This is a genomic window from Tsukamurella sp. DT100 (assembly GCF_049844855.1).
Lineage (GTDB): Bacteria > Actinomycetota > Actinomycetes > Mycobacteriales > Mycobacteriaceae > Tsukamurella.
Genome location: NZ_JBNCLV010000010.1, coordinates 1 through 21,248, shown reverse-complemented (window position 1 = coordinate 21,248; position 21,248 = coordinate 1). Strand labels below are relative to the sequence as shown.

Sequence of the window (21,248 nt, the reverse complement as noted above, 5' to 3'; positions counted from 1 at the left end):
GACGGTCTGTTCCGCCACGGATCAGGCCCCGGTGACCGCGGCCGCGCCGCTGTCGTCGGTGGACTTGTGCGCCGACGCCGAGGTGGTCAGCCCCGTACCGCAGGCGCGCGAGCCCACCTGCCACGCGTCGACGCCCTTCGCCAGGCTCTCCATCGTGGCGGCGTAGGCGGCACCGTCGGACTGGTACTTCCGCCCGAAGTCACCGGCCTCCGCGGTGAAGCCACGGACGCGGCCGGCGACGGTGCCGAGGTTGTCGGCCACCGTCGAATAGTTGCCGCCCGCCTTCGACACCGCGGCCGGATCGATCTTCGTGCCCATGCGATCCCCCTCGCTCACACGTCCCCTTACTCATTGGACGCACCAGCGGGCGGATCGGTTCCCGGAGTCTCCTCAGATCGCGCCGGCGGCCCGCACCGCGTCCAGCAGTCCGGCGGGGCGGTCGTCGACGGGGAGCGGCTCGACCTGCGCGAAGCCGCAGCCGATGGCGCGGGAGGCACCGTCGGCCTCCTCGCTGTCGCCGACCATGAGCACCTTCTCCGGCGGCAGCCCCAAGGCCGCCGTGGCGGCGTGGAAGACCGCGAGGTCCGGCTTGGCGTGGCCCACCTCGAAGGAGAGGACGAACTCGTCGACGAGGCCGTCGATGCCCTCGCGCTCGAACGCGGGGCGGATGTCGTAGCCGATGTTGGAGAGCACGCCCACCTTCAGGCCGGCCTCGCGCGCGGCGCGGAGGACGGCGGCGGTGTCGGGGTAGATCGACCAGTTGAGCGGGTTCGAGAACTCGCCGTAGAGCCGCTCCCGCTCGCCCTCGTCGGCGACGCCGGAGTGCTCCAGGACGTGCAGGTAGGCGCCGCGGTGGTCCGCGGAGGAGAGGTCGCGGGCGTGCCAGGTCCGCAGGGCATCGCCCTCCATCGGCACCGGGACGCCGACGGGCACCGTCATCCGGTACAGGAGCTCGCGCTGGGCGGCGTCGTCGAGCTCGCGTCCGTCGGCGGCGGTGAGCCCCGCGAACCACGCCGGGTCCGGCTCCAGCCGGAACAGCGTCCCCGAGAAGTCGAACAGCACACCCTCGTAACCGGTCATAGCCACACGCTACCGGTTATGAAAACGTTTCGACAGCGGGCTTCAGGAAATGAGACCCGCGAGGCGCTCCGCGGTGCCGCGGGCGACCTCCTCGGTCGGCGCCTCGACCATGACGCGGACCAGCGGCTCCGTGCCCGACGGCCGCAGCAGGATCCGGCCGGCCTCGCCCAGCGCGGCCTCCTCCGCGGCCAGCGCCGCGACCAGGTCCGACGAGGCCATCGCCGCAGCCTTGTCGATCACGCGCACGTTGACCAGCACCTGCGGCAGCACGGTGAGCACAGACGCCAGCTCGGCCAGCGAGGAGCCCGTCTGCGCCATCCGCTCCATGATCTTGAGCCCAGTGAGCACGCCGTCGCCCGTGGTGCCGAGCGCCGGGAGCACGATGTGCCCCGACTGCTCGCCGCCGAGGGCGTAGCCGCCGGTGCGCAGCTCCTCGAGCACGTAGCGGTCGCCCACCGCGGCGGTCCGCAGGGTGATGCCCGCGGCCTTCATCGCGAGGTGCAGGCCGAGGTTGCTCATCACCGTCGCGACCAGCGTGTGGTCGGTGAGCTCCCCCGCCTCGTTCATCGCGATCGCGAGGATCGCCATGATGGCGTCGCCGTCGACGGTGCGGCCGGCCGCGTCGATGGCGAGGCACCGGTCGGCGTCGCCGTCGTGACCGAGGCCGAGGTCGGCCTCGTGCGCGAGCACCGCCGCGCGCAGGCCCTCGAGGTGCGTCGAGCCGCAGTCGCGGTTGATGTTCAGCCCGTCGGGGGCGTCGTGGATCGCGATCACCTCGGCACCCGCGTCGCGGTAGGCCTTGGCGGCCACCGTCGAAGCGGCGCCGTTCGCGGCGTCGACGACGACCTTCAGCCCCGTGAGCGGGACGTGCACCGCGGACTCCAGGTGCGCGACGTACCGGTCGACGGCGTCGAAGGCGCGCTTGACCCGGCCGATCGCGGCGCCCGTCGGACGGGGCGGGGCGGGGTCGTCGAGGGCCGCCTCGATGGCGTCCTCCTGCGCGTCCTCCAGCTTGTACCCGCCGCGGGCGAAGAACTTGATGCCGTTGTCCGGCATGGGATTGTGCGAAGCGGAGATCATCACGCCGAGCGCTGCGTCGTACTCGGCCACCAGGTGGGCGACGGCGGGCGTGGGCAGCACGCCCACGAGCAGCACGTCGACGCCGGCGCTGGTCAGGCCCGCGGAGACCGCTGCCGACAGCATCTCCGACGATGCCCTCGGGTCCCAGCCGACGACGGCGAACGGCCTCGTCCGGCCCTCGAGATCGTGTGCGCCGAGCACCGCCGCGGCCGCGGCGGACAGGCGCAGCGCCAGGTCGGCGGTCAGATCCTTGTTGGCCAGGCCGCGCACACCGTCGGTCCCGAACAGACGCCCCATGGGTCAGTACCTCACACGTAGAGATGGGTGGAAACGAGACCAGGGCAGGCGCCCGCACGGATGCGGGTGCCTGCCCTGGTGAAAGCCTGCAATCAGCGCTTGCTGTACTGCGAAGCCTTGCGGGCCTTCTTCAGGCCGTACTTCTTGCGCTCGACGGCACGCGGGTCACGCGTGAGGAAGCCGGCGCGCTTGAGCGCGGGGCGATCCTCGGGCGAGACCTCGATCAGCGCGCGGGCGATGGCGAGGCGCAGCGCGCCCGCCTGGCCCGACGGGCCGCCGCCGGTGAGGTTGGCGGCGATGTCGAAGGACTCGAGGCGCTCGACGGTGACCAGCGGGGACTTCACCAGCTGCTGGTGCAGCTTGTTGGGGAAGTAGTCCTCGATGGTGCGGCCGTTCAGCACGAAGTTGCCGGTGCCGGCGGTCAGACGCACGCGGACCACGGCCTCCTTGCGGCGGCCGACGGTCTGGATGGGGCGCTCGACGACGACGGGGCCACGGGGGGCGCGGGTCTCGGCCGAGGCCTCGGGGGTCTCCGAGGTGTACTCGTTGGGAACGACCTCGGCGTCGGTCTCGTTGTTCTCGATCGTGTCGCTCACTGCTGCGCCACCTGCTTGATCTCGTAGGGAACCGGCTGCTGCGCGGTGTGGGGGTGGTTCGGGCCGGCGTAGACCTTCAGCTTGCCGCCGATGGCGCTGCCCAGCTTGTTCTTCGGGATCATGCCCAGAACAGCCTTCTGCACCACGCGCTCCGGGTTCTTGGAGCCGAGGACCTCGCTGATGGTGCGCGAGCTCAGGCCGCCCGGGAAGCCCGAGTGGCGGTAGTGCCGCTTGTCGGTGAGCTTGGCGCCCGACAGGGCGACCTTCTCGGCGTTGATGATGATGACGTAGTCGCCGCCGTCAACGTTGGGGGCGTAGGTCGGCTTGTGCTTGCCGCGCAGCAAGGTGGCAGCTGCGACGGCGAGGCGGCCGAGCACCACGTCGGATGCGTCGATGACGTGCCACTGCCGGGTCACGTCACCCGCCTTCGGGGTGTAAGTAGGCACAGGAGATCCTCTGCTCGATGGTTCGATGCCGGTCCCATGTGCGGCAAGAGCGCTCCCGGCGACCAACGGAGACCCGGGGCTCGACTCCGCATCGCACCCCGGTCCTACGACCGGTGGGCAGCGCGGCGCCACACACCAGCGGACCAGAGTACGCGGGTGCCCCGTCGCAGGTCAAAACGGCCTGATCCCCGCCCGACGGTGCCGCGGCTCAGGGTCCGGTAGGGGGCTTTCCCGGATGTGGCGGGGCACCGTCGGGAAATAGCGTCGAGGACATGACCACCCCGACCGTGGAGGCGCCCGCCGCGCCCGCGACCGATACCCCGCCCCCGCGCTGGACCACCGCCCAGCTCATCGGCTTCCGCCTGCTCTTCACCCTGGGAGGCGGCCTGACCATCCTCTCCGTCCTCGGCAGCCTGCAGTTCGCGCCCGTCATGTCCGTGGTGCAGGGCCCGTTCGCCCGGCTCGGCGCGCTCGTCACCGGCACGGAGCTGCAGCTGCCCGAGCTGACCAGCTCGGGCGATTCGATGGGCATCTGGCAGTACCACATCGGCTGGGCCGTGGTCGCCGTCGTGATCACCGCCGTCTGGACTCTGCTCGACCGGGGCCGCGGCGACTACCGCAGCCTCGGCGGGCTGCTCTGGCAGGTCGGCCGGATCGCTCTGGCGAGCGGCATGATCTTCTACGGCCTGGGCAAGGCGATCCCCACGCAGATGGGCTTCATGCAGCTGCCGACCTACGCGCTGCAGCCCGCCGGCGACATCAGCCGGATGAACATGCTGTGGGGCTTCATGGGCGCCTCGGACGGTTACTCGATCGTGACGGGCCTCGTGGAGCTGATCTCCGGCATCCTGCTGCTCTCGCGCCGTACCTGGATCCTGGGCGCGCTGGGCTCGATCGTCTCCATGGTGCAGGTGCTGCTCATGGACAGCTTCTACAACGTGCCGGTGAAGTTCCTCTGCTTCGAGTTCCTGGTGATCGCGATCGCCCTGCTCGCGCCGCAGTGGCTGAACCTGATCCGCGCGGGCTTCGGCCGTGCGACCGGGCCGATGCCCGCGATCTGGCCCGCCGCGGGTGCCGACCGGACGTGGCTGCGCCGTACGGGCAAGACGGCGGCCGCGCTCGCACTCATCGCGATCACAGGGGTCGGCCTCGCCGCCGGGGTCATGATGAAGTCCGCGCTCTCGGAGACGCGCGGCGACGTCGACGGCACGTGGCACGCCACGTCGTTCCGGGTGGACGGGCGCGAGGCGGCCCTCGCCACCGACCCGGCGTGGATCAATGTGGCCATCACCTACCGCGGTCGCGGGATGTGGGAGGCCGCGGGCGAGACGTACAACGCCTTCATCACCCAGGACTCCGCGGCGCGGGTCACGCCCTGGCTCCTCGACGTCAGCGACTCCGCGCTCACGATCAAGCCGAGCAAGTCCGGCCCCGAGACGGTGCTGCAGTACACGCAGCCGGATCGCGACCGCCTGACGATCAGCGGGCGGGTCGACGGCCGCGAGATCGTGGCCGCCTACGAGCGGCGCCCGATGAAGCGGGACTCCGAGCCGCTGCGGTTCACGCACCCCGTCCCCGACGAGGACGCACCGACCCTCGACTTCCCCTGAGCCCCGTTACATCTGTCACTAGGAGTGATCGTGAGCCGGACTTACGATGACGGCATGAGCGCACCCCAGAGCCCCCTGGGCCAGTCCGCACCGTTGAACCATCCCGGGCCGGGGGTGCCGCCCCTGCCCGGTCCCCCGCCGCTGCCGGGGCCCCCGCCCCCGTCCGAGCCGCCCGCGCCGGAGCCCGTGTGGTCGAACGCGCAGAAACTGGCCTTCCGCCTGCTGTTCGTGCTCGGCGGCGGCATCCTGCTGCTGTCCGTGTACGGCAACGCGGGGCTCGCCGTCCTGTGGAACGCGTCCGGCATCTGGTGGCTGCTCGCGCAGATCGGCAGCTTCGTCACCACCGGCGGGGGCGTCGACACCGTCATCTCCGGCGGCGGCGACAACCGGTGGCAGTGGTCCATGCACCTCGGTTGGATCCTCGTCGGCCTGGTGATCGTGGTGGTGTGGACGGCGCTCGACCGCAACCGCCCGAACTACCGCTCGCTGCTGGGACTGCTCGGGGTGTTCGCGCGGTTCGCGCTCGCGCTGTCGATGCTGTTCTACGGCATCGCCAAGGTGATCCCCACCCAGATGGGCTTCATGGCACTGCCCTCGCACCAGCTGCAGCTCACCGGCGACACCAGCCTGTTCTCGACGCTGTGGGGCTTCATGGGCGCGTCGGTCCCATACATGGTGATCACCGGCCTGGTGGAGCTGACGGCGGGCGTGCTGCTGCTGTGGCGGCGCACCGCGGTGCTGGGATCGCTGGTCGCGATCGTCGCGATGGGCCAGGTCTTCCTGCTCAACCTGTTCTACGACGTGCCCGTGAAGATCATCGCGGGCGAGCTGCTGATCATCGCGATCGCCCTCACCGTGCCGTACGCGCCGAACCTGCTGCGGGCCGCGATGAACCGCCCGACCGCGACCCGGGTGCCGCCGCTGCCGGTCGCCGGCGCGAGCCGCTCGTGGGCCCGGATCACCGGGCAGGTCCTCAAGTTCGGCATCGCGGGGATCCTGATGATGGTGCTCACGGCGAGCGGTGCACTCATGACCTACGTGATCCATACCCCGCGCTCCGACCTCGACGGGGTCTGGCGGGCCACGTCCTTCACCGTCGACGGTGCCCCCGCCGGGCTCGCGCAGCGCGACCCGGCGCCGTGGTCGAACGTCGCGATCACCCTGCGCGGCAACGACTCGAACGCGGCACTGAAGTCGCTGAGCACCGCGTACGACAGCGTGGTGACCCAGGATCCGTCCGGGTACACCACCGCGTGGGGGCTCGAGGTGGACGGCGACGTGCTCGCGATCCGCAAGAAGGAGGGCGACGCTCCCCTCCACATCACCGCGCGCGTCGACGGCGACAAGCTGCACCTCAGCGGCACCGTGGACGGCAAGCGCATCGACGGCGTCTACGAGCGCCGCTACATGGAACGGGAGCGATCGCACTTCCGCTTCGTCCAGCCCGACGATTCCGGCGCCGCCGGCCCGGAGCAAGGAGGTTCCTGACATGACCAGACCATTCCGCTTCGCGGTGACCGCACTGCCGGTGCCGCAGCTCGGCGACTGGGCGACCTACGCCCGGTCGGTGGAGTCCGACGGCTTCGACGTGCTCGCGCTCCCCGAGAACTACCCGCTGCCCGATGGTTTCACCTCCGCCGCGGTGGCGCTGGGCGCGACTACGACGCTGGAGGTGGCGAACTACGTGGTGGCCTCGCCGCTGCACGACCCGAAGCACGCGGCGTGGCAGGCGCATTCGCTGGCGACGATCAGCGGCGGCCGGTACCGGTTCGGCATCGGAACGGGCCGGCCCGACGTGGCCGGCGACGCCGCCGCCCTCGGCGTGCCCTTCGGCACGGGCGCCGAGCGCCTCGCTCGCGTCGTGGACACGCTCGACGCCCTGGCCGCGCTCGACGGTGCCGGGCACACCCCGGTGCTCATGGCCGCGGGCGGGCCGAAGGCACTCGCGGTGGCGCGCGAGCGCGCCGACACGGTGGCCGTCGCGACGGCGCCCACCACCACGGCAGAGACACTCGCGGCGCTGACGGCGCCGCTCCGGGACCGGGTGGAGCTGGCCTGCTCGATCTTCGCGGTGAACGGCTTCGCGCCCGACTACGTGAGCGCCTTCATCGGCACGGACCTCGACGCCCTGCGCGCCGTGGACTCCCCCGCGCTGGTGGACGGCTCGGTGGACGAGATCTGCGAGACGCTGATCCGCCGCCGCGAGGAGTACGGCTTCTCGCTCATCGCGCTCGGCGGGCACACTCTGGAGGCGATGCGCCCGGTGGTCTCGCGCCTGGCCGGGACGTGACGCGGCGACGCTGCCCCTCCCCGACCGTGCAGGCGCATGATGGAGGCATGCGCCCAGAGCTGAGGTCCGTGCCCGGTGCCGCCCCGCAGGGCGTGGTGTTCGGCGATCCGCACGTCACGCCCGACGGGACGACGGTCATCACCGTCTCCCGCGTACGGCGCCGGCGCAGCGGCGAGGACCGCGTCTCCGCGATCGGCGTCTACTCCGTCCGTGACGGGCAGGCGGTGTGGTCGCCGGCCGTGGATGCGGACCGCATCGCGCTCGTCGGGGTGGCCACCGGCTTCGTGGCGGCGACTCTCGCGACGCTCGCCGTGCTGCGGCAGCCGCCGTGGTCGGTGATGTCCGGGACGATCACAGCGATCCGGGACCGGTAGGGCCCTCCGGCTCGTCCACCATCGCCACCTGCACCAGCTCCACGCCGCGCGCCCGGGAGACCCAGGTGCCGCGCCCGGGCGGCTGCGGCGACATCTTGACCGCACCGAGGACGATGCCCTCCTCGCGCGATCCGCTCATCACGAGGCCGTCGGCGGCGAGGTCGCGGATGCGGGCGAGGAAGCTCTCGTACAGGCCGCGGGCGAGGCCGCCGCTGCGCCGCGCGACGATCACCTTGAGGCCGATGTCGCGCGCCTGCGGCAGCAGCTCCAGCAGCGGCGCCAGCGGGTTGCCGGTGGCGCTCGCGACGAGGTCGTAGTCGTCGACGATCAGGTAGATGTCCGGGCCGGTCCACCACGAGCGGTCCTTGAGCTGCTGCGGCGTGACGTCCGCACCCGAGCAGCGCTCGCGCAGGACCCGCTCGAGGTGCGCGACCATGGGGGCCAGCGCATCCGATGACGAGGCGTAGCCCGCGAGGTGGTCGCTCTCGATCACGCCGAGCAGCGTCCGGCGGTAGTCGACGAGGACGATCTTCGTCTGCTGCGGGGTGCCGCCGGCGACGAGGCCCGCGATGATCGTCCGCAGGGTCTCGGTCTTGCCGCACTCGCTGTCGCCCAGCACCAGGAAGAAGGGCTGCGACTCGAACTGCAGTGTCGCGGCGGCGAGCTCGGACTCGCCGACGCCGAAGACGGCGTGCGTGGGCGGCGCGTCCCGGCGGGCCGGGATCCGGTCCCGGAGCACCAGATCGGGCAGCATCCGCACCTCCGGCGCGTGGTCCGCGTACCGCTCGCCGATCTCGGCGACCAGGGCCTCCTGCGCGGCGGGCAGGTCCTCGGACTCCGCGCCGCAGGGCAGCGCGACGAGCATGTGCAGCTGCTCCGAGGTGATGCCGCGGCCGGGCCGGCCGACGGGCACTGAGCTCGCGACGCGGCGGCCCATCTCGGAATCCATCGGATCGCCCAGTCGCAGCTCGATCCGCGTACCCAACTGGTCCTTCACCGCAGGGCGGACCTCGCCCCACCGGGACGCGGCGATCACCAGGTGCACGCCGTAGGACAGGCCCTGCGCGGCGATGGCGTTGACCTGCGGCTCGAGCGACTCGAACTCGCTGCGCAGCACCTGCCAGCCGTCGATCACGAGGAAGACGTCGCCGAACGGATCGGCCGCCGCAGCCGGGTGCGCGCGGTACTGCTCCATCGACGCGACGCCGTGCTCACGGAATGCCGCCTCCCGCCGCCGGATCACACCCGTCACCTCCGCGACGGTGCGCCGAACCCGGTCCGGGTCGAGGCGGCCCGCGACCGAGCCGACATGGGGAACACCGGCGATGCTCGCGAGCGAGCCGCCACCGAAATCGAGCGCGTAGAACTGCACCTGCCGCGGGGTGTGCGTGAGCGCCGCCGAGACGATCAGAGTGCGCAGGGCGGTCGACTTGCCCGACTGCGGACCACCGACGACGGCGACGTTGCCCTGGGCGCCGTTGAGATCGACCAGCAGCAGGTCCCGCCGCTGGTCGTACGGCCGATCGACCACACCGATCGCGACGCGCAGCGGCGTGGAATCGTTGCGCCGCAGGTGCTGTGCCAGCTCGCCCACGGCTGCGGACTCGTCGAGCGGCGGGAGCCAGACCTCGTGGGCGGGCAGACCGCGCCCGGCGAGGCGCGCCACCATCGTCTGCAGGAGCGACGGTGCGCCGACCCCGGGCGCGGATGCGCCCGACGGGGTGGCCGGAGGCAGGGGATCGCCGGGCTGCGCGGGGATCCGCATGAGCCCCTCGGGGAGTCCGGGCGACCGCCTCCGCTCGATCGGTGCCGCGGCGTTGAGGTATTCGCGGACCGCGACACTGCCGACCGTGCCGCGGCGCACCGCCGCCGCCGCGGCGGCGGGCGGCTCGTACTCGCCCGAGACGTAGCTGGCGTGGAAGCGACGCGGCGGGTCGGCGTCGAACTTGAGGAAGCCCGCGCCCGGCGTCGACGGCAGGTGGTAGGCGTCCGGCACGCCGAGGACGGCCCGGGACTCGCTGGCGGAGAACGTCTTAAGCCCGATCCGGTAGGACAGGTGCGAGTCCAGCCCCCGCAGCTTGCCCTCCTCGAGCCGCTGCGAGGCGAGCAACAGATGGATGTGCAGCGACCGGCCGAGGCGGCCGATCGCGACGAACAGCTCCGCGAAATCCGGTTTCTGCGAGAGCAACTCGGAGAACTCGTCGACGATGACCACGAGCGCGGGCATCGGCTCCAGCGGAGCACCCGCGCGGCGGGCCTTCTCGTACTCTCCCACATTGGCGAAGTTTCCCGCCCGACGCAGCACCTCCTGCCGGCGGTTCATCTCGCCGGAGAGGGCGTCGCGCATGCGGTCGACCATCGCGATCTCCTCCTCGAGGTTCGTGATGACCGCCGCGACGTGGTTCAGCGACTCAAGGCCCAGGAAGGTCGCGCCGCCCTTGAAGTCGACGAGCACCAGGTTCAGCGCCTCCGGCGGATGCGTGGCGACCATCGAGAGCACCAGTGTCCTGAGGAACTCGGACTTTCCCGAGCCCGTCGCCCCGATGCACAGGCCGTGCGGACCCATGCCGTTCTCCGCGGCCTCCTTGAGGTCGATCTCCACCGGCTCGCCCCGCGGCCCGACGCCGATCGGTACCCGCAGCCGCTCGCGGGCGGTGCGCTCGCGCCACACCGTCTCGGGCGTGATCGCGGCGGCATCGGTGATGCCGATCAGGGCGGGCAGGCCCGGGTCGCTCGCGCCCGCGTCACCGTCGAAATCGAGCAGCTCGGCCATGGACGCCGGGCGGAACCGGCCGATCCGGCGGGCCGTCACCTGCGCGGCGCCCGCGGTCACCGCGTCGGGCTGCGCGAAGTACTCCACCCCGCCCGCACTGCGCGCGCCCAGCCGCCGGGCGTCGTCGATCACCAGCTGCAGGCCCCCGCGGACCGCGAGCGAATCGGGCTCGGGCGAGAGGTCGAGCACGGTCACGCCGTCGATCCCGACGGCCGCGTCGAGCGCGCCGCCGGGTGTCACGGCGATCCCGCGGTCGAGCAGGATCACGTAGTGCGCCCGGGCTGGATCGACGGGCGCGGAACGCGCGAACGGGCCGCGATCGGCGAGGTGGGGTGCGATCGCGTCCTCGAGCTCCGCGGCCGAGCCGTAGACCGTGCGCACGGGGCCGAGGCTGTCGCACTCCGTCGGGTGCGCCACGTGCGGCAGCCATTTCAGCCAGCCCCACTCGGCGGAGTCGACCTCGGGCGTGGCGGCGACGATCCGCACGTGGTCGGGGCCGTGCAGCGCGGCGAGGGCGAGCAGCATGGACCGGGCCACGTCGAAGACCTCGGCGCGGGGCCCGCTCAGGCCCACGGCGGGGAAGCCGCGCAGAGCCACCGCGACAGGGAGCCCGGGCACGGAGGCGCCGTGCCGGACGAAGCGGCGCAGCGCCACCGTCGACACCGGTTCGAGGTCCTCGAGCGGGCCGGTCTCCGGCGGCACCAGGCGGGTCGCGAGGCGCTGGCTGCCGACACCGACGCGCACGTGCAGGAAGTCGGGGTCGGCGGGACGGCGCTCCCACATCCGGCGCGTGCCGACGCAGCCGGGCAGCGCCGCCGGGTCGGGGTGGATCCACTCCAGGGCTGCGCGCTGCTCCGTGCGGGTGCGATCCACCTGGGCCCGGATCTGCCCCAGGTAACGCAGGTAGTCCTTGCGGTCCTCGTTGAGCTCGGCCGCGGACGTCCCGTTGCCCCGGTTGTTCATGCCGTACATGCCGAACATCGACATCAGCATCATGATCGGGAACATCATCATGAACGGGCTCTGCATCATGGCGCTGCCCGAGGTGAACATCAGCGCGATCATGCCGAGCACGGCGACCACCATGACGACGGGCAGGAGCTTGCCGAGCAACCCGCCCGGAACCGCGCGCGGGATCTCGGGCGGCGCCTGCAGCGCCACCTCGCCGCCCGGCGTGCGCGGCGGCGCGAGTCGCTGCTTACGCGCGAAACCCTCTGTGACGGGCTCGAAAACCACGTCGGTCGTGTCAGTCACCCTCGGTCTCCCCCGGGACTGCGGCGCGCCCCCACGCGCCGTCGTGGCATCACTGTGCACCCTCGCGATCGCGCGCGGAAGACTTTCCGCGAACTTCGCGCGAATGGGAACCGATCGCCGGTCTGGTGCGTCCAATGAGTATCGGGCCCTGTTCCGCGGGCGCGGATGACGGCATGCGAGGGGACGCTATGACCGACGTGATGGAGGAGACGACCGCCGAGGTGGCGCGGCTGAGCCGCGTCTCGGTGCTGTGCGGCGGGGCGCAGGTGGACGTCTCCCTGCCCCTGCTCACGCCGACGGAGGTGCTGATCCCGGAGCTGGTGCGGCTCTTCGGCGACCGGATCGGCGGCTCCGCGGAGTCGGCGTGGTCGCGCCCCTGGCGTCTCGCGCCGGTCGGGGGCGAGCCCCTGCCAGGCCCGCAGACCCCCGCGGATGCCGGCATCTCCGACGGTGCGCTGCTGGTCCTGTTCGTGGCGGAGGCGCCGCCCCCGCCACCGATCTTCGACGACGTCTTCGACCGCACCGCTGCCGATCTCGTCGCGAGCCGGCGCTGGGACGAGCGGGCGGCCCTGATCGTCGGACTCGTGGTGCTCGGACTGGCGACCCTCGCGACCGGGGCGGTCGCGCTGCGGCTGGGCCTGGCCCCGCGCAGCGCCGACGGTGCCCGGCCCGCGGTCGACCACGTCTTCGCGCAGCTGTGGTGCGGCGCAGCGGCGCTGGCGCTGCTCACCGGATCCCTGCTGTCCGTCCGCCGGATGGCCTCTCCCGGGCCGGTGCCCACCGCGCTCGCCCTGTGCGCGACGGTCCTCGCCGGGGTGACCGGCGTCCTGATCGTGCCGCTGGGCGCCGACGGCCGGTACGGCCCCGCGCACGGGCTCCTCGCCACGGCGACAGTGGCGGTGACCGCGCTGGTCGCGCTGCGGTTCACCGGCCGCGGCACGGTGGTGCACACGGCGCTGCTCGCCGCGGCCGCGCTCGCCGGACCGGCGATGTTCGCCGCGCTGTGGCTACCCGGGCGGCGCGCCGCGATCGCCGCCACCGTCGCGATCGCCGCCTACCTCGTTCTGGTCTTCGCGGCGCGGATCGCCGCCGTGGCCGCCCGCCTGCCGCTGCCGCACGTTCCCGCGGCCGGAGAGCGGATCGACCCCATCGACGACGACCCGCCGCCCACCGTCGCCGGGATCGGCGCGGTGGCCGCCGGCCTGGACGAGGACCAGCCCGAGCGCGTCGTCCCGCCGCGGTCCGGCCTCGCGCAGCTCATCTGCACCGGGATCACCGTGGGTGCAGCGGTCGCGGGCGCGATCGCCACCCTCGCCGTGGGCGCCGCTTCCCGCGAGCTCCCGGGCCATCACCTCGCCTTCGCCCTGGTCATGGCCGTCGCCTTCTGCCTGCGCGGCCGCACCCACGCGGAGCCGCTGCAGGCGGGAGCGGGCGTCCTCGCCGGCGCGGTCATCGCGATCGGCACCGCCACCGGCCTCGCGTGGGGGTTCGGCTCGTGGCCGGTGATCGGGCTGGTGGGCCTCGCGCTGATCGGGGTCCTCGCGCTCGCGTGCGGGGCGCTCGCGCCCGGCATCGTCTTCAGCCCGGTGCAGCGGCGCCTGGCGGAGCTCGGCGAGTACCTCACGATCGCGGCCGCCGGGCCCCTGCTGGGCTGGGTGTGGGACGTCTACGCGACTGTCCGGAACCTCTGATGGGACGGCGGATCCGCGCCGCGACCGCGGCGGCGGTGCTCGCGCTCGCCGTACCCGCGGTCCCCGTCGGGCCCGCGTCCGCGGATCCGCCGCCCGACGGTGCGCCGCGCGGCCCCGTCGCCCCGCTCGCCCCCACGGTCCAGCGCTCCCAGTGCAACACGCTGCGCACGCAGGCCGGAACCGACTACGCGCGTGCGGATCACGCCGCCCGGTCCCTGCGTTTCGACCAGGCCTGGCGGTTCACCCGCGGCGAGGGCCAGAAGGTCGCGGTGATCGACACCGGGGTCACGCCCCACCCACGGCTCGGCGAGGTGATCGCCGGCGGCGACTACGTCTCGTCGGGCGACGGCCGCGACGACTGCGACGCCCACGGCACCGCGGTGGCGGGCATCATCGCGGGTCGGCCCGCCCCGGGGGACGCCTTCGCGGGGGTCGCTCCCGCGGCGTCGATCATCGCGATCCGCCAGGCCAGCGCGGCCTTCGAAGCCCAGCAGCGCGGCGTCAACAGCCACGGCAATGTCTAAAATCGCTATACTACCTTCATGACAAAGACCGACGTTCCCCCTCACCGTCGGATCCTCTCAGCTGCAATTTACGCTCGAATCTCGTCGGATCCGTTGGGCCAATCCCTTGGCGTGCAACGGCAGTTGGAGGACTGCCGCTCGCTTGCCGAGTCGCGCGGATGGAATGTCGGTGAGGAGTACGTCGACAACGATGCGTCGGCGTACTCAGGCAAGTCGCGGCCGGCATACCAACGGATGCTCGATGACCTTCGTTCCGGAAAACGGGATTCAGTAGTGGTCTACAACCTGGATCGGCTGCATCGTCAGCCGTCGGAGCTGGAGGCGTTCGTCGCGGTCTGCGAATCGGCAGGCGTGCGTGACGTCGCGACTGTGACCGCCGACATCGACCTCGGCAACGATGACGGACTGTTCATGGCTCGGATTTTCGCGGCGTTCGCGGCAAAGGAGTCGGGGCGCAAGTCCGCTCGTATCCGGCGCAAGGCGCTGGCGAACGCGCAAGCTGGACTTCCCCACGGTCCAGTTCGTCCGTTCGGGTACGAGGACGACAAGATCACCATCCGCGAGTCCGAGGCCGCAGTAATCAGACAGGTCGTCGAACGATTTCTCGCTGGGGAGTCGATGCGCTCGCTGTCGGCGTGGCTAACAGAGACGCAGGTGCCGACCGCCCGGGGCGCGGAATGGCGACCGTCCTCTCTCGGTACAGTGATCCGTTCAGCCCGGATTGCCGGGCTCCGTGAGCACAAAGGCGAGATCGTCGGCCCGGCAGTCTGGGACGGAATCATCACTGTCGATCAGCGCAATCAGGTGCTCGCTCGGTTCGCCGCCCGAAAGGCAAGCGGCCGCCGGGCTCCGCGCCGCTACCTGCTGTCGGGGTTGTTGCGGTGCGGACGCTGCGGGACTCCCTTGTACACCTCAACCCAGCATGTGAAGTCGACAACCAACGGTCGACAGGTTCGTCGATCGCGGCGGTACAGCTGCATGTCGGGGCCAGATCACAACGGGTGCGGAAAGTTGACGATCGTCGCGGAACCGGTCGAACAGATCATCACCGCCGCTGTCCTGGCTCGACTGGACTCGCCGCAGCTCGCCGACGCATTGTCAGGGCGCATCGCAGCTGACGAGCAGCTCGCGAAGCTCCAAGAGCAGGTCAACGCCGATCAGAGCAAGCTCGACGAACTCGCCGGCCTCTACGCGGACGGAGCGATCACAGCGCGGGAGTGGATGGCCGCACGCGTTCCAGTTGAGACACGAATCAAGACGGTGAGTCGCCAGATTACCGATCAGACGACGGCACCAATCCTCGACGGCCTCATCGGCAACGGCACCCAACTCGCCCAGTCGTGGGAATCCCTCAATCTTGATCGACAGCACGCCATCATCCGCGCTGTGCTCGACTTCGCCACCATTCTGCCGGGGAGACGCGGAGCGCAATCTGTTGCACTCGAACGTGTTCAGCCGCAGTGGATTCATTAACAGCACCAGGAGAGTCAGTCGCGGAGTCTCCTGAATCGCCCCCGGCGAGTCAGGAGACTCCGTTCCTTGGGAAGGATGGAGTCATGTCAGGGAGTACGCCGAATTGGTACCCGGCCGAGTTGCGTGAGCGTGCGGTGCGGATGGTCGCCGAGATCCAATCGGAGCACGATTCGGAGTGGGCGGCGTTGGGCAAGGCGTATGAACCCTATCCTCCAGCGCGATTGTTTGGCATGCTCAGATCATGAGTGCTGCCGCAAAGGGAGTCCCTTCGCCCAAGTCCCACAAGTCGTCGAGCTGTGAGCGCGCACTGAACCGCGAGTGCGTGTGCGGCTGCTACTCGCTGCTACACCAATGCGATCTGCTCGACGCAGTGCTAGCGCCCCTACCTGCTGTCAGCAACGGCCATGCGGTCGGTGACGAGATCAAAAACCTGTACGGGGCTGCCTTTCCGAATCTCCTCGACCCGCAATCCAAGACGGATGTTAGTCCCGCGCGCAGGTGGGTGGACTGGGCGACGCCGCCCGGCACGAGGCAGTCGGCATCGCAGACCGAGCAGCGCATCCTTGATGTCACCCTGCACGATGTTCTCGTCATTGCTCACGGGAAACAGCGCTCGGGAAAGTGGCTGCCTCTGGGGAACGCGTTGCGCGCCAAGAAGGACTGGCGTTCCGTAGCAGGATCGATCGCCGCGGCCATGACCTCTGCCCAGGTGCTATCCCCCGTACAAACACGAGGGTACTTCTGGGCGTCCATGCTCGCCGCGACGATCACCGCCGCTGATGCCGCGGGAACGTGGCCACCTACCGCCCAGCAGATCGCCGCCGCGGCGCAGGCAGCGCCGACGGGTGCCCCTGGCACTAACGACACCGCCAATGGAGAGCCGGTCTTCGCCCGAGTTGTGTACCCGCGAGCGCAGATGCCCAGCATCATTGCTGAAATCGGAGTTCCTGCGGCCGTCGACATCGCTGCGCAGGTCATTGGCAGCGCCCTCGCTACCGCGACAGCTCTCCCCTCCCCCGAAGCACGGTTCGTGGTCCAAGCTGTCGGCGTAACGGTCTCCCCTGACCTCTGGTATCACCCGGCAGCAGTTTGAACCGCCCCGGCGAGTCCGGAGACCTTCTAGTTTGAGACTCCAGCCGGTGCTGGGCTCTGGTGGTGAGCGTAGTGCGCCTGCTCTGCTTCGACCGGGGTGAGGTCGTTGCAGTACTCGAACGGGCGTCGGTGGTTGAACCAGTCGACCCATTCGGCGGTGGCGATCTCGAGGTCATCGAGCCCTGTCCACGGCCGGCGGGGCTTGATCAGTTCGGTCTTGTAGAGCCCGTTCACGGACTCGGCCAGGGCGTTGTCGTAGGACGAGCCCACCGCCCCGGTGGAGGGCCTGATTCCGGCGGCGTCGAGGCGTTCGGAGTAGGCCACGGACATGTACTGCACTCCGTGGTCGTGGTGGGCGATCAGGCCGGTGAGGTCGCGGCCTTCGCGGCTGCGGGTCCAGATCGCCTGCTCGACCGCGTCGACGACGAAACGGCTGGTCATTGACGTTGAGACGGACCAGCCGACGATGCGGCGGGCGTAGGCGTCGATGACGAAGGCGGTGTAGCACCAGCCCGACCAGGTCGAGACATAGGTGAAGTCGGCTACCCATAGCCGATCCGGCGCCTGGGGTGCGAATCGGCGTCCGACCAGATCGAGTGGTTTCGGCGATGACGGGTCGCTGATCGTGGTGCGTTTGACCTTCCCGCGGACCGCCCCGGCCAGGCCGAGCGCATCAAGCGTTCGACGGTGCAGCGGGCGATCGGTGCGTCCCCGTGTGGGCGTTGACGATTCAACGTCAGCCACACCTTCCGGGCGCCGTAGACGCTGTAGTTCGATGCGTGCACCGCGGCGATCTTCGGCTTCAACTCCTCGTCTCGAACCTCACGAGAGGTGCGCCTGCGTGATCGGTGTTCGTAATAGGTCGCGGGGGCGATCTTCGCGCCCAGCTCGGTGAGCTGGTTGCAGATCGACTCGACACCCCACCGCAGACCATCCTCACCCTCGCGCCCGCCGACATGCTCATCGATGTACTGCACGATCAATGCTGTGGCCGGTCGAGTTCGGCCGCGAAGAAAGCCGACGCCGACTTCAGAATCGCGTTGGCGCGTTTGAGTTCTGCATTCTCCCGCTTGAGCCTACGCAACTCCGCCGACTCCTCCGAGGTCATCCCCGAGCGGTCGCCGGCATCGACCTGCGCCTGACGACACCACTTGCGGACCGTCTCCACCGTCCCGATCCCGAGCAACTCCGCGACCTTGCCCATCGCCGCCCACTCCGAATCGTGCTCCGCCCCGATCTCGGCGACCATCCGCACCGCCCGCTCACGCAACTCGGCCGGGTACCAATTCGGCGTACTCCCTGACATGACTCCATCCTTCCCAAGGAACGGAGTCTCCGGACTCGCCGGGGCGGTTCACTATGACCGTTGCTGCTCATTCGCGCTACTACGCCGCGACTGTTCGGGACTTCACCGCCGCGGGCACGCCGCCTGACCTCATAGGCCAGATTGCTCCGGGCCCGCATGGGACTCGCGTAGCCGCGTCGGACATAGTTACACAGCACCGCCCATCCCCGGCTGCGCTGCGTCGCGTGGCCAGGGTGTGCAGCAGGTGTCTACGGAACATTCGATCTCCGCGCCGGGTACACCCGCGCTCCCGAGGCGTGGGGGGCCAGATACCGACTTCCAAATGATCGACACCGCCCAGACCGCTGCCGACATGCTCCGTACCGCCGGAGAGGGCTCACGTGTCCTGTGGTGCCTATACGCCCTCCGCCCTGGCGAATGGCGGACGGTACCCGGCGCACGGCGCTGTCCGTCGAGAGCCTGATACAGCTCGGTCCTCAGCTCGACACTGACGACCTCGCCAACGCTGAGCAGCTACTTCAGCCCGCATGGTCCTGGGATGGCGGGTTCGGATGGCGGCGCCAAGATCTCATTGGCCCAGATCAGCCCGTAAATACGCGCTACAGGCTGCACGGCGCACGTATCTACTCCACCACGTGGGGATAGGAGCCGTGAAGGTTTGGCGGATGCGGTACTCGAGGTCCGCCGCTACGATGTGAACTACGCCACTGTAACTACCTTTGAATGAAGTCGGGCACCCCATGACGCTTGCTGATCTCTACACCACCGAAACGACGAGCACTGCGCTCAATCACTTGTCCAACTGGACAGGTTGGACCTGGGCGGCTGCGGTTCTCAGCTTGATCGCCGTCGTCGGAATTGCTGCCCCGCTCGCAATGGCTGTGCTGAGCGACGAGTACAACCAACTGACCGAGGAGAAGTTCAACCTCTATCTGGGCATCGTCTTGGCGCTGACGTCGATCGCAGGATTCGCCGTGCTGATTTTCCAGATCGCGCGTCACTCGGCGATCTGGCAGCGGGGCGCCCTGGTAACCGCCCTAGCCGTCGGCATCGTCGTAGTGGCCGCGTTCATGCTGACCAAGGGACTCACTGCAAAGGTCATCGCTGGCGGCGTTGTGGTGTACGGGGCAGGGGTTCTGATCATCGATGGCCTCCACCGGGTCGCCTCCTGGATTCCCACCACTGTTGGCACGGTAGTGCTCGCGATCGCCGCATTCAGCCTCTACGCCTACACTTCCGCGAACGGCAGCGGCTCTCGGCCCGTGTATCGACAGGCCCGCTGGTAGCGCCAGCAGCAGGCTCCCGCTCAAACGCGGCGCGTTTGGTTTGGGCCCGAGTGTCGTGGTTACGTGAGAGCGTCGCACTATGACGATCCTGGGGTCTGCGCGCGTCTCGACCGGAGATCAAGACCCCTGCGCTGCAGCCTCCACTCCCCCAGGGTTCCCAGGCTGGGGTTCGAGGGGCTGCCCGAGCAGCTTGGTGATACGTTGCAGCGTTGTCGGGTCGGAGATGGCTATCGGGAGGTTTTGGCGGGCGCATGATGCTGCTAGCCAGGTCTTGAATTCGTCGCTGTCGATGAGGTCGCAGACCGCAGGCCGAGCGCGCACGTTCCGGTGCGAGCGGTGCTGTTCTGTTGCGGGGGCGCCGGCCGGGTTCATGATGATTCCGCTGGTGGCGTGCAGTGGTCGTCTCGGCGTGCCCAGAGCTGTTCGAGGTGGGCTCTGGCTGCAGCGGCAGTGAGGTGGTAGTCGCCTCGGGTGTCGTGTCCCGAGCGGACGTACGTCCACTCGGCCGTGATCGGCGTTTCCGCGTCAGCATCATGGTCACCGTGCTGGTCGCCGGGTTCGGGTGTGGCACCGGGGCGCGGGTCCGCGGGTGAATGTTGGTTGCGTCGCCAGAGGGCTCGGGTGGCGCGGAGCGCGCCCATGGTGGTGCTGTAGTTCCGTGATTTGGTGGTGACGTGTCCGCGGTAGCCGAGGGTGTGGAGCCACCTCAGCATCGCCACGTACGGGGAGCCAATTGCAGCCCTTGTACCGTCCCCGCCCTTATCGCTGTCCCTGTCTGTGTACCTGCCTCTGTCTTTGTCTGCGGTGTGGTCGATGTTGTCGGCCGGTTCCGTTCCTGCCGTGCCGGTGTCGGCGAGGGCGGTGAGTGTGGCGATGATCGCCTTCGTGTGCTCGCTGAGCCCTGCGAGCACATCGTCGTCGCGGGCCACCTGCGGGCTGACTCGGCGGGCGGAGACACCGTAGTCGGTGACCGATTTCGTGACGTACTTGGCGAGATACCCGGCGATGCGTTTACGGGCCGCGACCGACAGCGTTGGATCCAGGGGACGGGCGTCGACCTGTGTCCCGAAACTCAGGGTCCGCTCGCCGGCCGGCCGGGTGGGGTCGGGCACGTCGAGGTGGATCTGCGCTGCGGCGCGCAGCGCGATGCTCGCGAGTTCGGGACTGCTGAAGCCGATTCCATCCGAGGTTGTGTTCGGGTCGCTTGCGGATCGTGGTTCGGTGGGGTCGAGGCGCAGCACGGCGTGAAAGTGCGGGATCAACCGGGCTTGGTTCTCGGTAACTTTCAGGAAGGTCAACCGCACCTGGTTGGGGTTGTGTCCGCGGTCGCGGAGATGTTTGGTCAGGAGTCGGCGGGCGCGGATGGTGAAGCGGCGCCACAGTTCCGGCGCCCACCAGGTGAACAGGACGTGTCCGGCGTAGTCATAGCGGTCGGGATGGACGGGCTGGCCCGCCTTTGGGCCGTCGGGGTGCACACGACCGTAGGACGGGGCGGTGAGGGTGACGAATGCCATCGGGTGCTCGGCCACTGTGGTGGGGATGCCTTGGTGGCCGCCGAGGATCCCGGCGTGCACGAGCTGCCAGGTGTCCCCGGCATACAGGCGCGAGCACGGTGGGCAGACAGCTGCGCGGCGGTTGCCGCACCGCAGCATCAAACGGTCCCCGGCGACCTGGCCGTGGCGGCGGCGCAAGTGGATCGGATGCGCGCAGTATCCGGTCCCGGTCACAGCCCGCCACCACGGCCGATAATCAGTTCCCGATGCCCGGTTGACCATCTCCGTGATGGCGTCCGCGGGCAAGTCACACTGGTTGGATGCCAGCGCCTCGACCGCGGAGGGATTGGTCGGTGTGCCCGCAAAGGGCCGGTTCAGATGGTGTGGAGTCATTTCGGCACCGCGCCACCGTTGTCGCCGTTGGCCTTGCCGCGTGCATCGGGATCGGCCACGCCGTCGTCAGTTGCGGCGCGAGCACCGGCACCGGACTGCGCGCCGCGAGTGCGGGGACTGCTGCACCGATAGGTGACATCTGATCTGGCTTGCCCGAGGGGTGGGCCTGGAAGGATGGCCATCGTGCCTA

The 21,248-nt window shown here is 70.0% G+C and carries 17 protein-coding genes and 1 pseudogene; 9 read left to right on the top strand and 9 right to left on the bottom strand.

From position 1 onward, the window contains the following. Positions 1 to 21: 21 nt before the first annotated feature. The 5 genes from ACLQ3K_RS21290 to rplM form a co-directional block, all read right to left on the bottom strand. On the bottom strand, positions 22 to 318 hold the full coding sequence (locus tag ACLQ3K_RS21290) for a hypothetical protein (protein ID WP_426001452.1): 297 nt from the start codon (positions 316 to 318) through the stop codon (positions 22 to 24). Positions 319 to 390: 72 nt separating this feature from the next. Continuing rightward, complete coding sequence (locus ACLQ3K_RS21285) at positions 391 to 1,080, bottom strand: HAD family hydrolase (protein ID WP_426001451.1); 690 nt, start codon at positions 1,078 to 1,080, stop codon at positions 391 to 393. Positions 1,081 to 1,122: 42 nt separating this feature from the next. Beyond that, the gene (gene glmM, locus ACLQ3K_RS21280; RefSeq protein ID WP_426001450.1) at positions 1,123 to 2,457 is read right to left on the bottom strand and encodes a phosphoglucosamine mutase; all 1,335 of its coding nucleotides are present in this window, start codon (positions 2,455 to 2,457) and stop codon (positions 1,123 to 1,125) included. 92 nt (positions 2,458 to 2,549) lie between these two features. After that, positions 2,550 to 3,053 (bottom strand): 30S ribosomal protein S9, encoded by a 504-nt coding sequence (gene rpsI / locus ACLQ3K_RS21275; protein ID WP_224651186.1) that lies wholly within the window; start codon positions 3,051 to 3,053, stop codon positions 2,550 to 2,552. Further along, positions 3,050 to 3,499 carry a 50S ribosomal protein L13 gene (gene rplM / locus ACLQ3K_RS21270; RefSeq protein WP_224651183.1) on the bottom strand — a complete coding sequence of 150 codons (450 nt, stop codon included), beginning with the start codon at positions 3,497 to 3,499 and terminating at the stop codon, positions 3,050 to 3,052. The genes rpsI and rplM overlap by 4 nt, the downstream gene beginning before the upstream one ends. Positions 3,500 to 3,771: 272 nt before the next feature. On the opposite strand from rplM, the gene ACLQ3K_RS21265 reads away from it, so the two are divergent. The 4 genes from ACLQ3K_RS21265 to ACLQ3K_RS21250 are packed head-to-tail and all read left to right on the top strand — an operon-like array spanning position 3,772 to position 7,773. Next, positions 3,772 to 5,109, top strand: coding sequence for a hypothetical protein (locus tag ACLQ3K_RS21265; RefSeq protein WP_426001449.1), 1,338 nt, complete (start codon positions 3,772 to 3,774; stop codon positions 5,107 to 5,109). 54 nt (positions 5,110 to 5,163) lie between these two features. After that, on the top strand, positions 5,164 to 6,597 hold the full coding sequence (locus tag ACLQ3K_RS21260; RefSeq protein ID WP_426001447.1) for a hypothetical protein: 1,434 nt from the start codon (positions 5,164 to 5,166) through the stop codon (positions 6,595 to 6,597). A gap of 1 nt (position 6,598) precedes the next feature. Then, positions 6,599 to 7,399: an LLM class flavin-dependent oxidoreductase gene (locus ACLQ3K_RS21255; protein ID WP_426001445.1), complete on the top strand. Its 801-nt coding sequence runs from the start codon at positions 6,599 to 6,601 to the stop codon at positions 7,397 to 7,399. 47 nt (positions 7,400 to 7,446) lie between these two features. Next, positions 7,447 to 7,773: a hypothetical protein gene (locus ACLQ3K_RS21250; protein WP_426001444.1), complete on the top strand. Its 327-nt coding sequence runs from the start codon at positions 7,447 to 7,449 to the stop codon at positions 7,771 to 7,773. Here the strand turns inward: ACLQ3K_RS21250 and eccCa are convergent. After that, the gene (eccCa, locus tag ACLQ3K_RS21245; RefSeq protein ID WP_426001443.1) at positions 7,751 to 11,800 is read right to left on the bottom strand and encodes a type VII secretion protein EccCa; all 4,050 of its coding nucleotides are present in this window, start codon (positions 11,798 to 11,800) and stop codon (positions 7,751 to 7,753) included. The genes ACLQ3K_RS21250 and eccCa overlap by 23 nt on opposite strands. Before the next feature lie 188 nt (positions 11,801 to 11,988). On the opposite strand from eccCa, the gene eccD reads away from it, so the two are divergent. The 4 genes from eccD to ACLQ3K_RS21225 all read left to right on the top strand — a co-directional run bounded on the left by eccD (position 11,989) and on the right by ACLQ3K_RS21225 (position 16,581). Then, the gene (gene eccD / locus ACLQ3K_RS21240; protein WP_426001441.1) at positions 11,989 to 13,491 is read left to right on the top strand and encodes a type VII secretion integral membrane protein EccD; all 1,503 of its coding nucleotides are present in this window, start codon (positions 11,989 to 11,991) and stop codon (positions 13,489 to 13,491) included. Further along, positions 13,491 to 14,015, top strand: a complete 525-nt coding sequence (locus tag ACLQ3K_RS21235) for a S8 family serine peptidase (protein WP_426001440.1) — start codon at positions 13,491 to 13,493, stop codon at positions 14,013 to 14,015. The genes eccD and ACLQ3K_RS21235 overlap by 1 nt, the downstream gene beginning before the upstream one ends. A gap of 18 nt (positions 14,016 to 14,033) precedes the next feature. Continuing rightward, a complete protein-coding gene (locus ACLQ3K_RS21230) occupies positions 14,034 to 15,488 on the top strand; it encodes a recombinase family protein (protein ID WP_426001439.1) in 1,455 nt (484 codons plus the stop codon). Between the two features lie 241 nt (positions 15,489 to 15,729). Then, the gene (locus ACLQ3K_RS21225) at positions 15,730 to 16,581 is read left to right on the top strand and encodes a hypothetical protein (protein WP_426001438.1); all 852 of its coding nucleotides are present in this window, start codon (positions 15,730 to 15,732) and stop codon (positions 16,579 to 16,581) included. 26 nt (positions 16,582 to 16,607) lie between these two features. Here the strand turns inward: ACLQ3K_RS21225 and ACLQ3K_RS21220 are convergent. After that, positions 16,608 to 17,886, bottom strand: a pseudogene (locus tag ACLQ3K_RS21220) (IS3 family transposase). A gap of 740 nt (positions 17,887 to 18,626) precedes the next feature. Here ACLQ3K_RS21220 and ACLQ3K_RS21215 point away from each other — a divergent pair. Continuing rightward, positions 18,627 to 19,172, top strand: a complete 546-nt coding sequence (locus ACLQ3K_RS21215; protein WP_426001437.1) for a hypothetical protein — start codon at positions 18,627 to 18,629, stop codon at positions 19,170 to 19,172. Between the two features lie 368 nt (positions 19,173 to 19,540). Here the strand turns inward: ACLQ3K_RS21215 and ACLQ3K_RS21210 are convergent, their stop codons facing one another. Both ACLQ3K_RS21210 and ACLQ3K_RS21205 read right to left on the bottom strand, forming a co-directional pair. Further along, complete coding sequence (locus ACLQ3K_RS21210; protein WP_426001436.1) at positions 19,541 to 21,058, bottom strand: replication initiator; 1,518 nt, start codon at positions 21,056 to 21,058, stop codon at positions 19,541 to 19,543. Beyond that, positions 21,055 to 21,248, bottom strand: a 194-nt coding sequence (locus ACLQ3K_RS21205) for a hypothetical protein (RefSeq protein WP_426001435.1), incomplete at its 5' end; no start/stop codon positions are given. The genes ACLQ3K_RS21205 and ACLQ3K_RS21210, both read right to left, overlap by 4 nt.

Excerpts from the sequence above, each read along its gene's own strand:
- ACLQ3K_RS21230 (WP_426001439.1), top strand. The coding sequence starts at position 14,034 with ATGACAAAGACCGACGTTCCCCCTCACCGTCGGATCCTCTCAGCTGCA.
- ACLQ3K_RS21290 (WP_426001452.1), bottom strand. The coding sequence starts at position 318 with ATGGGCACGAAGATCGATCCGGCCGCGGTGTCGAAGGCGGGCGGCAAC.
- ACLQ3K_RS21235 (WP_426001440.1), top strand. The coding sequence starts at position 13,491 with ATGGGACGGCGGATCCGCGCCGCGACCGCGGCGGCGGTGCTCGCGCTC.
- eccD (WP_426001441.1), top strand. The coding sequence starts at position 11,989 with ATGACCGACGTGATGGAGGAGACGACCGCCGAGGTGGCGCGGCTGAGC.
- glmM (WP_426001450.1), bottom strand. The coding sequence starts at position 2,457 with ATGGGGCGTCTGTTCGGGACCGACGGTGTGCGCGGCCTGGCCAACAAG.
- ACLQ3K_RS21250 (WP_426001444.1), top strand. The coding sequence starts at position 7,447 with ATGCGCCCAGAGCTGAGGTCCGTGCCCGGTGCCGCCCCGCAGGGCGTG.
- ACLQ3K_RS21255 (WP_426001445.1), top strand. The coding sequence starts at position 6,599 with ATGACCAGACCATTCCGCTTCGCGGTGACCGCACTGCCGGTGCCGCAG.
- ACLQ3K_RS21260 (WP_426001447.1), top strand. The coding sequence starts at position 5,164 with ATGAGCGCACCCCAGAGCCCCCTGGGCCAGTCCGCACCGTTGAACCAT.
- ACLQ3K_RS21225 (WP_426001438.1), top strand. The coding sequence starts at position 15,730 with ATGAGTGCTGCCGCAAAGGGAGTCCCTTCGCCCAAGTCCCACAAGTCG.
- ACLQ3K_RS21215 (WP_426001437.1), top strand. The coding sequence starts at position 18,627 with ATGACGCTTGCTGATCTCTACACCACCGAAACGACGAGCACTGCGCTC.
- ACLQ3K_RS21265 (WP_426001449.1), top strand. The coding sequence starts at position 3,772 with ATGACCACCCCGACCGTGGAGGCGCCCGCCGCGCCCGCGACCGATACC.
- ACLQ3K_RS21210 (WP_426001436.1), bottom strand. The coding sequence starts at position 21,058 with ATGACTCCACACCATCTGAACCGGCCCTTTGCGGGCACACCGACCAAT.
- ACLQ3K_RS21285 (WP_426001451.1), bottom strand. The coding sequence starts at position 1,080 with ATGACCGGTTACGAGGGTGTGCTGTTCGACTTCTCGGGGACGCTGTTC.